Origin of the sequence: Roseateles sp., from assembly GCF_036486225.1 — a bacterium.
In the GTDB taxonomy this organism is placed as follows: Bacteria; Pseudomonadota; Gammaproteobacteria; order Burkholderiales; family Burkholderiaceae_C; genus Roseateles.
In genome coordinates this window covers 25504-38164 of sequence record NZ_DASVNZ010000073.1, presented here as the reverse complement: position 1 = coordinate 38164, position 12661 = coordinate 25504, and the positions used below count along the sequence as shown (strand labels likewise).

Here is a 12661-nt window from a genome sequence, read left to right as displayed (position 1 = left end):
CAACCTGTCGCCCTACGACCTCACCCGGATATCGACGGCAGCTTCGATGTCTTCTTCTGCCACCAAAAGGTGCGCATGATTGAGCTGTGCCAGGCTGACTAACCTGGCCCCGACCTGTTACCCATGTCCCGGCACACCTGTCACCCATGTCCTCGGTCCATACAGCTTGCGGGAGAGGGTGGGGGTGAGGGCCAGCGGCCGACGCAGTGCGGCTCAGCCCGAGTTCTCATCCATCGGCGGATCCGGCTCACCGATCGCCCGGCGCGTGATCGCCGCCTGCTCGCTGATCCACTGCGCGAATTCGACGACCTCGGGCCGTGCCCGCCCGTGCTCCGACATCATGAGCCAGTACACCGTCGGGCAGTCCGTGCGGCCGGCCTCGCCGAAAGGCTCGACCAGTTCGCCCCGCTCCAGCGCCTCGTAGATCATCGGCAGCCGCGCCAGCGCCACCGCCTGACCGGAGACCGCCGCCTGGATCTGCTGGTAGGTGAAGTTCAGGTACATCCAGCGCCGCGGCTGCAGATCCGGCGCGCCGTGCAGCGCCAGCCAGCGACGCCAGCTCAGGAACAGGCCGCTGGGCCGTTGATCGTCCTCCTCCGCCAGCGTGTACTGACGCAGATCCGCCGCCTGGCTCAGCGGCGGCCCCTGGCCCTCCTGCGCCTGCTTGGCGACCCAGGGATTCACCACCGGCGTCAGCATCTCGCCGAACATCCGCCGCGCCGACGGCGCCACGCGGTTGGGCGCGGCGTAGCGCAGCGCGACGTCGAATTCGCTGTCGTCGATCTCGACGAGCTGATCCAGCGCCGATACCCGGATGTCCATGTCCGGATGCTCGCGCTGGAAGGCCTCCAGCCGGGGGATCAGCCACAGCGAGGCGAAGGACGCGAAGGTCGTCACGTTGACCACGCGCCGGCCCCGTGTCGAGCGGATCTGCCGCACGGTGCTGTCGAGCCGCTCCAGCATCGGCTCCACGGCCGACAGCAGCAGCTTGCCGTCCGGCGCGAGTTCGACGTGGCGGGTGCCGCGCTTGAACAGCGTCGCCCCCAGTTCCTCCTCCAGCGACCGGATCTGGCGGCTGATGGCGGACTGGGTCAGGTAGAGCTCCTCGGCGGCGGCGCTGAAGCTCAGGCGCCGGGCCACCGCCTCGAAGGCACGCAGCGGACCGACGGCGAGCGGGCGATGGCGGGGCGGATTCATGAGCGGATGGTATCAATCGACGCGACAAGACTCATTGGACCGCCGTGCGGGTCAACCCTAATATTGCACCATGTCCACGAGGAAGGCCGTCGGTGCGCGGACCGCCCGGGGGACAAGGAGCAGATCATGAATGTCATGCAAAAGTCATCAATCCAGGTCAGCCGCGACGACGCCGCGTGGACCTTGTCACAGGGCGAGGCCATGAGCCTGCCGATCGGTCCGGGCCGCCGTGAACTGCATGTGCTCGACGGTCGCGTCTGGGTGACGCAGCGTGGCGACCTGAACCTGCCGGCGCAGGATTTCTGGCTGTCGGCCGGCGAAACGCTGGAAGTGGCCAGCGGGACCGAACTCGTCGTCGAAGCCTGGCCGACCGCCCGCTTCCAGCTGATGGTGCCGCCGCAGGTCTGCGCGAACAAGCTGGCGCGCAGCGTCGTCAGCCGCCTGCCTTCTTTCGGGCAGCTGTTCGGCCAGCGCCTGGCGAACGCTTGACCGCGGGAGCGGCCTTCGTGACCCCCTTCAGCGTCCTGACCGGCTTCTCCTTCGTGTCCGTGCTCGGCTCGGCGCTGGTGCCGGCGCTCTTCTTCGGCGTCCTAGCCTTCGGCTTCGCGTTGGCGGAGCGCAAGGCCGACTCCATCGCCAGCCGTCCCCAGGGCAGCATGAGCGCGGGCGATTCCAGCGTCTCCTCCGGCGGCCGGAAGTAATTCAGGCTGGCGACGTCCTGTCGCCCGTCCTTGCCGGTCTTCGAATACCGGAACGGCTCGCAGCCCGCATCCACGTAGCGGGACTGGCTGACGGCGTCCGCCTTCAGGTAGAGCTCGTCGCGGCTGATGATGGCCACGAACAGGCCGTCCACGTACAGCCCGAAGCCGCCGAACATCCGCCGCGCCAGCGTCGGCCCGAGCGGCGCCAGCAACTCCATGCAGTGATTCGCAAAGTCCGCGCCGGCGCCGGTGACGCGGCGGACGGTTCCCGTGGTGGTGGTGCGTGCCATGGCGTCGACTCTAGATCAGCGCTGGCGCCCCGTCCGCGAGGCGGCCACAATGGTCCGCTCCAGGGCCCGCCGGGTCCGCAAGGGAAGGCGAATGGGCTGGATGGATCCGAACGACAAGCTGCCGATCTCCGAAGACCGCCAGGCGCTGCGCGAGCGCCTGATCCGCGAGCGCCTGGACCTGCCGGGCCGCCTTGAACTCGCCGACGTCGTCCAGAGCGTGCTGCGCGTCTGGCTGGTCGGTCGCAAGGAAAAGCGCATCGCCGCCTACTGGCCCATCAAGGGGGAATTCGATCCGCTGCCGGCGCTGTACCGCTGGAGCGAGGTGGACGGGGACCGCCGCATCGGCCTGCCCGTCGTCGACCGCGAGGAAGGCCGGCTGCGCTTCCACGTCTGGTATCCCGGCTGCCCGATGGAAGAGGACGCCACCGGCATCACCAAGCCCAAGGACACCGAGGCCTTCGACCCGCAACTGCTGCTGCTGCCTTGCCTCGGTTATGGCCCGGGCGGCATCCGCATGGGCTACGGCGGCGGTTTCATGCTGCGCACGATCGCGCAGATCCAGCCGAAACCGGTGGTCGTCGGCGTCGGATTCAGCCACGGCTTCCAGCCGACGCTGACCGCTCAGCCCAACGACGTGAAGCTCGACGCGATGCTGACCGAGATGGGGGTCGTCTGGGAGAATTCCCGCGCATGAATTCCGCCTCGAGTCCCACCTTGAGTCCCGCCATGAGCGCCATTGATTCCAACGCCGTGAACGCCCTGAACACCCTGTACACCGCCCACCTCGCGGAGCAGCAGCGCCGCACCGAACACGCGCTGCAGCGCGGCGGTTTCGATGCGCTGCTGATCGCGTCGGGCATCGAGAAGTTCGCCTTCCTGGACGATCGCCCCTATGTCTTCCAGCCGAATCCACACTTCAAGCTGTGGGTGCCGCTGATCCGACACCCGGACAGCTGGCTGGTGATCCGCCCCGGGCACAAGCCGCGTCTCGTCTACGTGCAGCCCGAGGATTACTGGCATGTGCCGCCCGAGGCGCCGAGCGGCTTCTGGGTCGATCACTTCGAATTGATCATCGTCCGCAAGCCGGACGAGGCGCTGCCCTACCTGCAGGTACCGGGCACCCTGGCGATCGTCGGCGAGGCGGATGCGGCGCTGGGCGACATCGTCCCGAACAACCCGCCCGAGGTGCTGAACCCGCTGCACTACGCGCGGGCCGCGAAGACCGGGTATGAACTGCTGCGTCTGCGCGAGGCGTCCGCGCTGGGCGCGAAGGCGCACCTCGCGTCGCAGCGCGCCTTCCGCGACGGGCTGTCGGAGGCGGCGATCCACAACGCCTACCTCGACGCCTGCGGATTCGCCGAGCGGGATCTGCCCTACGGCAACATCGTGGCGCTCAATGAACACGCGGCGGTGCTGCACTACCAGTACCAGGACCAGCGCGCCCCGGCGCAATCGCTGTCGCTGCTGGTGGACGCAGGCGCGCACAGCTGCGGCTACGCGTCGGACATCACCCGCACGACCGGCAACGGCGACACGACATTCCAGGCGCTGATCGACGCGATGGAAGCGGCGCAGCTGCGACTGGTCGACCGCGTGCGCGCCGGCGTCGACTACCGCGACATCCACTTGGCCTCGCACCGCGAGACCGCCGGCGTGCTGCGCCAGCTCGGCATCGTGAAGATGGACGAGGAGGCGATGCTCGCGCAGGGTGTGACGTCGACCTTCCTGCCGCACGGCATCGGCCATCTGCTGGGACTGCAGGTCCACGACATCGGCGGCTTCATGGCCGGCGAGGACGGCGGCACGATCGCCAAGCCCGACGGCCATCCGTACCTGCGCCTGACGCGCGTGCTGCAGCCCGGCATGGTCGTGACGATCGAGCCCGGTCTGTACTTCATCCCGATGCTGCTGGACAAGCTGCGCGCGACGCCCGCGGGGGCGAACGTCGACTGGGCCCTGGTGAAGCACCTGAGCGCGTTCGGCGGTGTCCGCATCGAGGATGACGTCGCCTGCCGCGAGGCGGGCGCGCCGGAGAACCTGACGCGGGATGCGTTCGCAGCATTGATCTGAATCTGGGCTGATCAGAACCGGTAGCCGACACCCACGCCCACCAGCAGCGGGTCGATCCTGAACTTGCCGACGTTCGCGCCCTTGGAGCGGACCTCGGTGGCCATCTGGAGCTTCTTCACGTCGACGTTGATCGACCACTGCTTGTCGAGCATCACGTCGAAGCCGGCCTGCGCGGCCAGGCCGAAGCTGTTCTTCTTGAGGGTGGGTGCCAGCGCCGCCTGCACCGCGGGCTCGAAATGGACGCCGGAGAAGCTCGTGTAGTTCAGGCCCGCGCCGACGTACGGGCGGAAGCTGCCTTCCGGGTTGAAGTGGTACTGCAGCGTCAGCGTCGGCGGCAGATGCTTCACCGAGCCGATGCGCGCGCCGTTGCTGTAGAGCTTGTGGCGCTGCGGCACGGTCAGGACCAGTTCAGTCGCCCAGTTCGGCGCCAGGAAATAGCTGAAGTCGAGTTCCGGGATGGTCTTGCGGCTCAGCGACAGGCCCAGGCCGGTCTTGTCCTTGTCCGCCGGGTCGATGTTGACTGCGCGGGCGCGGTACACCCACGGGCTGCTCTGCGCGTGGGCCGCCGGCGCCATCGCGGTGGCCAGCGCGGCAAGCGCGACACCGATGGCGATCGAAGGACGGAAGAAGGCGGTGGTGGTGGTGCGGAACATGCGATCACTCCTGGTCAATGGGATGACCGGGATTGAACGCGGACCGCTCCGCGAGAACCTTGACCGTTCACAAGGAACGGCAGCGAACCGGAGCGGTTCCCTGGAACGGCGCGGAGCGCTTGCGCCTTATCAAGCTTTCGCGGCGAGACCGAGGCGTTCACACAACGCCAGCGTGAGCGCGCTCTGGTTGAGCGAATAGAAATGCAGCCCCGGCACGCCGCCGGCGATCAGCCGTTCGCACAGGCGGGTGACCACGTCCAGGCCGAAGGCGCGCACCGAGGCGGCGTCGTCCATGTAGCCCTCCATCTTCAGCGCGACCCAGCGCGGGATCTCGATGCCGTCGCGCTGCGCGAACTGCGCGATCCGCGAGAAGTTGTTGATCGGCATGATGCCCGGGACGATGGGCACGTCCACGCCGATCGCCCGCGTGGCGTCCACGAAATGGAAGTAGGCGTCGGGGTTGTAGAAGAACTGCGTGATCGCGCCGCTGGCGCCGGCCCGCACCTTGTCGGCGAAGAACTGCAGGTCGCGCGCCGCGTAGCGCTGCTGCGGGTGGTACTCGGGATAGGCGGCGACCTCGATGTCCCAGTCCGCGCCCTGGGTCTCGCGGATGAAGCGCACCAGCTCGGCCGCGTAGCGGAACTCGCCTGCCGTGGCCGTGCCGCTGGGCAGGTCGCCGCGCAGCGCGACGACGCGCCGGATGTTCTGGTCGCGGTAGGTCGTCAGGATCTCGGCGATGTTCTCGCGCGTCGAGCCGACGCAGGACAGGTGCGGCGCCGCGTCGAAACCCTGCGACGCGATGTCGGCGACGGTCGACAGCGTCTTCTCGCGTGTCGATCCGCCCGCGCCGTAGGTGACGCTGAAGTACTGCGGGTTCACCGCGCGCAGTTCCTGCACGACGGTCTTCAGCTTCTCGGTGCCGACGGATGTGTTCGGCGGGAAGAATTCGATGCTGACAGGCGTCTTGGGCGTCGTCATGGTTTCTGGACCCAGATGAAGAATTCGGTGTTGCCGTCGCCGCCGGTGACCGGGCTTTCGAACCAGCCCTTCACGACGAGGTCGCGCTTCTCGGCGGCCGCCAGGGCCTGCTCCTTGAGCACGACGTATTGCGACTTGTCCTTGACGATGCCGTTCTTGTTCAAGGCCTTGGGGCCCAGCTCGTACTGCGGCTTGATCAGCAGCAGCGCCTGGCCCTGCGGCTTGAGCCAGCCGACCACGTGCTTGAGCGTGCCGATCATCGAGATGAAGCTCAGATCGCCCACGACCAGATCGAAGGGCTCGGCCGGGACGTAGTCCTTCACGTGCATGCCTTCATGGGCGGTCACGCGCGGGTCCGCCTTCAAGGTCTCGTGCAGCTGGCTGTGGCCGACATCGATGCCGGTCACGTGCGTCGCACCCGCCTTGAGCAGCACGTCGGTGAAACCGCCCGCGCTCTGGCCCATGTCCAGCGCCGTGAGGCCCGCCACCGAGACACCGACCTTGGCCAGCGCGCCTTCGAGCTTGAGCCCGCCGCGCGAGACGTAACGCAGCTCGGCGTCGTCCGTCACGCGCATGGGGGTGCCCTCGGGCAGGTCCTCGCCGCACTTGCGCACGACGGTCCAGCCCTTGGGACCTTCCCACTCGACCGCACGCGCGTCGATCAGCCGCTGGGCGGCCGAGCGCGTGGGCGCCAGGCCAAGGGAGAGAAGCAGCTGGTCAGCACGCATGGTCGGGTCTCGGGTCAGTCAATCAATAACGGTAGGTATCGGGCTTGTACGGGCCCGACTTCGACACGCCGATGTAGGCGGCCTGCTCGTCCGTCAGCTCGCTCAGCTGCGCGTTCAGCGTCTTCAGCTGCAGACGCGCGACGTGCTCGTCCAGGTGCTTGGGCAGCACGTAGACCTGGCCGACGGCGTAGGCGTCCTTGTGCGCGAACAGCTCGATCTGCGCGATCGTCTGGTTGGCGAAGCTGGACGACATCACGTAGCTCGGGTGGCCCGTGCCGCAGCCCAGGTTCACCAGGCGGCCCTTGGCCAGCAGGATGATGCGCTTGCCGTCAGGGAAGATCACATGATCGACCTGCGGCTTGATCTCTTCCCACTCGTACTTCTCGATCGACGCGATGTCGATCTCGTTGTCGAAGTGGCCGATGTTGCAGACGATGGCGTTGTGCTTCATCGCGGCCATGTGCTCATGGCGGATCACGCCCTTGTTGCCGGTCGTGGTGACGAAGATGTCGGCCTTGTCGGCGGCGTATTCCATCGTCACGACGCGGAAGCCTTCCATCGCGGCCTGCAGTGCGCAGATCGGGTCGATCTCGGTGACCCAGACCTGGGCCGACAGCGCGCGCATCGCCTGCGCGGAGCCCTTGCCCACGTCGCCGTAGCCGGCGATCACGGCGATCTTGCCGGCGATCATCACGTCGGTGGCGCGCTTGATGCCGTCCACCAGCGACTCGCGGCAGCCGTACAGGTTGTCGAACTTGCTCTTGGTGACCGAGTCGTTGACGTTGATCGCGCGGAACAGCAGCGTGCCCTTGGCCGACATTTCCTTCAGGCGGTGCACGCCCGTGGTCGTCTCTTCCGTGACGCCGATGATCTCGGCGCTCTTGCGGGTGTACCAGGTGCCGTCCTCGGCGATCTTCTTCTTGATCGCGGCGAACAGGATGCGCTCTTCCTCGCTGCCGGGGTTGGCCAGCACGGACAGGTCCTTCTCGGCCTTCTGGCCCAGGTGCATCAGCAGCGTCGCGTCGCCGCCGTCGTCCAGGATCATGTTCGGGCCTTCGCCCGGCGTGCCCTTGGCGCCGAAGTCGAAGATGCGGTGGGTGTAATCCCAGTAGTCTTCCAGCGTCTCGCCCTTGTAGGCGAAGACGGGCGTGCCGACGGCGACCAGCGCGGCGGCGGCGTGGTCCTGCGTCGAGAAGATGTTGCACGAAGCCCAACGGACTTCCGCGCCCAGCGCCTGCAGCGTCTCGACCAGCACGGCGGTCTGGATCGTCATGTGCAGCGAGCCGGTGATGCGCGCGCCCTTGAGCGGCTGCGCGGCGGCGTATTCCTCGCGGATGGCCATCAGCGCGGGCATCTCGCTCTCGGCGATCTTGATCTCCTTGCGGCCCCAGTCGGCCAGCGACAGGTCTTTGATCAGGTACTGGTCTTGGGCCAGCGGCTTCAATTGGGCGTTCATGCGGACTCCTGCGAGGAAGGGCCGTCGACGCCAACGATCAGGACATGGGGAGAAGCGCTGAGGGCAATTGCTGGGGCAGTTGCCGCTCGGTCCTCACCCGGCCTGCGAAGGGTCGACGGGTGAGCGCGGTTGCCATTGCCGCGGACGCGTCGCCGCGCGGCGGTTCCGAGCCTGGCCTCGATGGGATGGGAGGTCGCAACGCTCCTCGGAACAGGGCGCGATTGTAGTCAACAATCGCCCCCCATGCGAACGATCCCTCCGCTCAGCGACTGCCCCCGCGCGGCCTGGCGCCCCCTGCGCGGGGTGCTGACGGATATCGACGACACCCTGACGGCGGACGGCGACATCGCACCGGCGGCGCTGGAGGCGCTGCACCGGCTGCATGCGGCCGGCGTACCGGTCATCGCGATCACCGGGCGTCCCGCCGGCTGGAGCGAGCCCTTCGCGATGGCCTGGCCCGTCCGGGGGATCGTCGCGGAGAACGGCGGGGTGCTGCTGCACCGGGAGGGGGACGCGCTCTCCACTGAATTCGCCCAGGACGACGTGACGCGCGCCGAGAACTTCGCGCGATTGCAGGCTTGCGCGCGGGAGATCGTGGCGACGGTCCCTGGCGCGGTGCTCGCGCGGGACAGCGGCGGCCGGCTGACCGACATCGCCGTCGACCACAGCGAGTTCGCGACGCTGGACGACGAGGCGATCGCCGCCGTCTGCGACCGGATGCGCGCGCACGGGCTGGTGGCGACGGTGAGTTCGATCCACGTCAACGGCTGGATCGGCGATCACAGCAAGTGGACCGCGGCGCTGTGGGCGGTGAAGCGGCTGACGGGCCTGGACTTCGATCCCGCCGAGTGGGTGTATGTCGGCGATTCGACGAACGATCAACTGATGTTCGAACGCATGCCGCTGTCGGTGGGGGTGGCCAACATCGCGCGTTTCCTGCCGATGCTGGATCACCCGCCGGCTTATGTCACTGCGACCGAACGCGGCGACGGCTTCGCGGAAGTGGCCCGGGCCCTGCTGCTGGCGCGCGGGTAGGCCGGTTCGTCGACGACGGGGCGGTGAGGGCGAGGTTGGCGTCCCTCGACCGGATCCCAGGCGTGGCGGCCGACCAGCGCCGAGACGCCCGGCCAGTCGTGCCCGCGCGGCAGCACGCGCGCCAGCGCCGCGTGACTGACCCGGCCGCCGACGGCGATCAGACGCTCCGCGACCTCGATCCGCCGCCGGCGCAGGCGCGGCAGCAGCCAGCGATTGGTCGGACGCTCGCGCAGCACGCTGGGATGCGGCATGCAGCGGTGTTCCGCCATCAGCAGATGGCGCAGCAGGATCTCCAGCCCGAACGGATCGAGGCTCCGCCAATCGGTGCTCAATCGCGCCAGCGCGAAGCGCAGATTGGCCTGGGCGTCGGAATGCGCGACATGGAAACGGGTCTGGCCGGTCATGAACATCGAGACCTCCGGAGGGCAGGAGCGTTGCGCCGCTGCGGCAAGCGCGGCGCCTGTCCTTGATGTCGGCCATCGTGCGAGGGTTCTGAATCGGGGGATGTCCCCCAAAACGTCACGAAACGAAAACACCCCGGAGCGCGGAGCGGCGGCCGGTTCCCCAAAAAGGAAAGGGCCGCGCGAGGCGGCCCTTCCGGTGGGGTGCTGAGCATCGTCAGCCGGCCATCGTCAGCCGGCGTCCGGATGACGCGTCTTCCAGGCGCGCAGCGCCTGCCGGTACGCATCCATCGCCAGATCGTGCAAGTCGAAGATGCACGGATCGCAGCCGTTGCCGCAGCACGCATCGATGTCCGGCTGCGGTGGCGGCACGGGCATCGGATCGTCGCCCGCCTCGAACGAGGCCGGGACGGCGGCGGTGTCGGACGGGACGTCAGTCATGGCTGGCGAAGCTCCCGCAGGGGCTGGAGGCCTCCCGCGGCAAGGCGCGTCAGCGACGGACCGGCGGTGGGCCCGAGTGGTTCGAACGCTGCAGGTGACGGAAGGTGATCCGGCCCTTGGTCAGGTCGTACGGCGACATTTCCAGGGAGACGGCATCGCCGGCCAGGATGCGGATGTGATGCTTGCGCATCTTGCCGCCCGTGTAGGCGATGACCTGATGGCCGTTTTCCAGCGTCACGCGGAAGCGCGAGTCCGGCAGGATTTCGTTGACGACACCCTGCATTTCGATCAGTTCTTCCTTGGCCATACGGCTTGCTCCATGCTTGAAGATGAAAACGGCGCCAGCCGCGGTCTGCCGCAGGCCTTCGCCTTGGATATCAGCGGCGCGCGGCTCAGTGGCTGCGCGCCCAGGCGGTGCCTTCGGTCTCCGCATAGCGCAACGCGGCGCGGCGGGTCTCGAAGGTCGGCACGAATCGCATGACACGATCAATGCTGGCCATGCCGCGTCCCGACTGGATCGAGACGGCCGCGGCGAATCCGCCGTCGGCATGGGGTTTGGTCATCGGTGAGACAAGGAATCGCCCCACCTCAATGCGTTTGTTCTGCATCATTATTTTGAGGTGTGCGCCTTGACAGGCAATCGCAATAAGCAACCGTCTTGGCGCGGTGTGGGAAGGTGTACCACTCCGATTCGATGATACGAACAGAAGGGGCACGGAAAGTGGCTTCTGATGCCGATCAGCCGAATGGCGAACAGACAGGCCGAAACCAGAAACGCTCAAGCGCACGAACCGGGGGGTGATGCTGGTGCGAGCCGCTCGCAGAAGGGTCCTTGGGAGGGACCGGAGGGGCTGCAGAAGAAGACCTGAAGAGGGTGGTCTTGTGCGAGTCAAGCGGCGATTGTAGCCCAAGCGCGAGATTCGCGCATCTCTTGAGTTCGGCGGATCGTGCAAGCGCTGTACCGGAACCGGCACGTGCGATCGCCGCCCCGTTCCTAGGATTCATCCGTCCCCCCCACCGGCCCCGGCATCCCGCCGCCGGCCGGCCCTGAATCCTCTGAACCCCTGAAGGACGGAACTCCATGAGCAAGATCTGGTTCATCACCGGCGCCAACCGCGGCTTCGGTCTCGAGATCGCCCGCGCGGCGTTGGCCGCCGGCGACCGCGTCGTCGCCACCGGGCGCAACGTCGAAGCGCTGAAGGTGGCCTACGCCGACCACGGCGAGGACGTGTTGTGCCTCCCGCTGGACGTCAGCCGCGAAGCCGAGGCCGCCGACGCGGTCGAACAGGCCGTCGCGCGCTTCGGCCGCATCGACGTGCTGGTCAACAACGCCGGTTACGGGCAGCTCGGCCTGTTCGAGGAAATCAGCGCCGACGACATCGAGCGCCAGTTCGCCACCAACGTCTTCGGCCTGATGCACGTCACCCGCGCGGTGCTGCCGGTGATGCGCCGGCAGCGCGACGGGCACGTCATGAACATCGCCTCGGTCGGCGGCTTCCGCGGCTTCGACGGCGCGACGGTGTACTGCGCGACGAAGTTCGCCGTCGACGGCTTCACCGCGTCGCTGGCGCCCGAGCTCGCCGGCTTCAACATCCGCGTGACGGTCGTCGAGCCGGGCTTCTTCCGCACCGACTTCCTGGATGCCAGCTCGGTCCGCTACGGCACGGCGACTATCGCGGACTACGCGACGCTCCCCACGCCGCCGTTGTCCACCTACGAGGCCTACAACCACCAGCAACCCGGCGATCCGGCCAAGCTGGGACGCGCCTTCGTCGAACTGGCCGCGATGCCGGCGCCGCCGCTGCACTTCGTGGCGGGCTCGGATGCGCTGGGCATGGCGCGTGAGACGTTCGGGCTGCGCATGGCCGAGATCGAGGCGCACGCGCGCTTGTCCGCTTCGCTGGACCGCGACGACGTCTGAACTCACCTGACCTCCGGCGACGGACCCGGGGCGCGGATACCATCCCGCCCCGGGACATGTCCGCCGGGGAGGGCGCGATGGGGGAACGCGGCACGCCGTCATGACGGTGGCGCATTGGGAGCCCGCCGGCCGGAGTCGGCGGCGAATCGCAGGAACGGCGGCGCTGTTCGTGCAGGCGCTTGCCTTGCTGCTGCTGTGGCGCGGTACCTTGACGGTGCGACCGGACCCGATCGGCCACAACATCGAGCCTTTGCTGCTGGTGAAGCTGGCTCCGAAGCTGGTCGACGATCCGTCGGCCATCGACGACAGGTTTCTCGGCAAGTTGCCGTTGTCACGGCCTCGCGAATACGTCCCCGCGCCCATCTTCGTCGCGCCGCCCGAGGTGACGATGTCCGCCGAGCCGCCGTCGACGTCGTTCCAGACGGTCTCGGTGCCGTCCATGCCGGCTTCGGGTGCGTCCGCGCCGCTCGGCAACGGCCGCACGACGCTCAACCTTGCGCTGCCGAAATCCGGCCCCGCCTCCGATCCGCGCGTGCGCATGGCAGACCAGATCCGCAACGACGAGCGCAGTCACAGCGCGCCGCGCACCGTCGAGTCCGCGATCGCGGACGCCGCCGGCACGCTGCCCATCGTGTCCGCCGTCTCGACGAGCGGCTCCGGCTCCAAGGTGATCCGGCAGGGCAGCAAGTGCACGCGGGTCTATGAGAACCGCGTCGCCGCGCTCAACCCGACCGACGATCGCCTCAAGGACGCCCCCGCGATGATGGGGAACTGCTTCAGCAAATGAGGA

The 12661-nt window shown here is 67.9% G+C and carries 16 protein-coding genes and 1 riboswitch; of the genes, 6 read left to right on the top strand and 10 right to left on the bottom strand.

The genetic code is table 11. The features are described from left to right. Positions 1-213 precede the first annotated feature (213 nt). Entirely contained in the window at positions 214-1197 is a 984-nt protein-coding gene (locus VF536_RS05525) for a LysR family transcriptional regulator (protein ID WP_331613805.1), read from the bottom strand. A gap of 126 nt (positions 1198-1323) precedes the next feature. Between VF536_RS05525 and VF536_RS05520 the strand changes: the two genes are divergently transcribed. Then, a complete protein-coding gene (locus VF536_RS05520) occupies positions 1324-1686 on the top strand; it encodes a DUF2917 domain-containing protein (protein WP_331613804.1) in 363 nt (120 codons plus the stop codon). Here the strand turns inward: VF536_RS05520 and VF536_RS05515 are convergent. Then, positions 1631-2188 (bottom strand): TfoX/Sxy family protein, encoded by a 558-nt coding sequence (locus VF536_RS05515; protein WP_331613803.1) that lies wholly within the window; start codon positions 2186-2188, stop codon positions 1631-1633. The genes VF536_RS05520 and VF536_RS05515 overlap by 56 nt on opposite strands. Positions 2189-2288: 100 nt before the next feature. Here VF536_RS05515 and VF536_RS05510 point away from each other — a divergent pair, with 100 nt between their 5' ends. Both VF536_RS05510 and pepQ read left to right on the top strand, forming a co-directional pair. Then, positions 2289-2882, top strand: a complete 594-nt coding sequence (locus VF536_RS05510) for a 5-formyltetrahydrofolate cyclo-ligase (protein ID WP_331613802.1) — start codon at positions 2289-2291, stop codon at positions 2880-2882. Between the two features lie 32 nt (positions 2883-2914). Next, positions 2915-4258, top strand: coding sequence for a Xaa-Pro dipeptidase (gene pepQ, locus VF536_RS05505; RefSeq protein ID WP_331613801.1), 1344 nt, complete (start codon positions 2915-2917; stop codon positions 4256-4258). An 11-nt stretch (positions 4259-4269) separates the two neighbouring features. On the opposite strand, the gene VF536_RS05500 is transcribed toward pepQ, so the two are convergent. The 4 genes from VF536_RS05500 to ahcY all read right to left on the bottom strand — a co-directional run bounded on the left by VF536_RS05500 (position 4270) and on the right by ahcY (position 8073). Then, positions 4270-4911: an OmpW/AlkL family protein gene (locus VF536_RS05500; RefSeq protein ID WP_331613800.1), complete on the bottom strand. Its 642-nt coding sequence runs from the start codon at positions 4909-4911 to the stop codon at positions 4270-4272. 129 nt (positions 4912-5040) lie between these two features. Continuing rightward, positions 5041-5889, bottom strand: a complete 849-nt coding sequence (gene metF, locus VF536_RS05495) for a methylenetetrahydrofolate reductase [NAD(P)H] (RefSeq protein ID WP_331613799.1) — start codon at positions 5887-5889, stop codon at positions 5041-5043. Then, the gene (locus VF536_RS05490; RefSeq protein ID WP_331613798.1) at positions 5886-6617 is read right to left on the bottom strand and encodes a TlyA family RNA methyltransferase; all 732 of its coding nucleotides are present in this window, start codon (positions 6615-6617) and stop codon (positions 5886-5888) included. The genes metF and VF536_RS05490 overlap by 4 nt, the downstream gene beginning before the upstream one ends. 22 nt (positions 6618-6639) lie before the next feature. After that, a complete protein-coding gene (ahcY, locus tag VF536_RS05485) occupies positions 6640-8073 on the bottom strand; it encodes an adenosylhomocysteinase (RefSeq protein ID WP_331613797.1) in 1434 nt (477 codons plus the stop codon). Between the two features lie 114 nt (positions 8074-8187). Next, positions 8188-8286, bottom strand: a riboswitch (S-adenosyl-L-homocysteine riboswitch). A gap of 30 nt (positions 8287-8316) precedes the next feature. Here ahcY and VF536_RS05480 point away from each other — a divergent pair. Then, positions 8317-9108, top strand: coding sequence for an HAD family hydrolase (locus tag VF536_RS05480; protein ID WP_331613796.1), 792 nt, complete (start codon positions 8317-8319; stop codon positions 9106-9108). Here VF536_RS05480 and VF536_RS05475 read toward each other — a convergent pair. From VF536_RS05475 to VF536_RS05460, 4 genes are all read right to left on the bottom strand, one after another. Next, a complete protein-coding gene (locus VF536_RS05475; protein WP_331613795.1) occupies positions 9036-9518 on the bottom strand; it encodes a hypothetical protein in 483 nt (160 codons plus the stop codon). The two genes, VF536_RS05480 and VF536_RS05475, sit on opposite strands and share 73 nt — an antisense overlap. Positions 9519-9740: 222 nt before the next feature. After that, a complete protein-coding gene (locus tag VF536_RS05470; RefSeq protein WP_331613794.1) occupies positions 9741-9950 on the bottom strand; it encodes an oxidoreductase-like domain-containing protein in 210 nt (69 codons plus the stop codon). A 49-nt stretch (positions 9951-9999) separates the two neighbouring features. Continuing rightward, on the bottom strand, positions 10000-10257 hold the full coding sequence (infA, locus tag VF536_RS05465; protein ID WP_067278543.1) for a translation initiation factor IF-1: 258 nt from the start codon (positions 10255-10257) through the stop codon (positions 10000-10002). An 85-nt stretch (positions 10258-10342) separates the two neighbouring features. Then, entirely contained in the window at positions 10343-10513 is a 171-nt protein-coding gene (locus VF536_RS05460) for a hypothetical protein (RefSeq protein WP_197507081.1), read from the bottom strand. Between the two features lie 518 nt (positions 10514-11031). Here VF536_RS05460 and VF536_RS05455 point away from each other — a divergent pair. Then, positions 11032-11871, top strand: a complete 840-nt coding sequence (locus tag VF536_RS05455; RefSeq protein ID WP_331613793.1) for an SDR family NAD(P)-dependent oxidoreductase — start codon at positions 11032-11034, stop codon at positions 11869-11871. A gap of 169 nt (positions 11872-12040) precedes the next feature. Then, positions 12041-12658: a hypothetical protein gene (locus VF536_RS05450; protein ID WP_331613792.1), complete on the top strand. Its 618-nt coding sequence runs from the start codon at positions 12041-12043 to the stop codon at positions 12656-12658. The last annotated feature ends 3 nt before the right edge of the window (positions 12659-12661 follow it).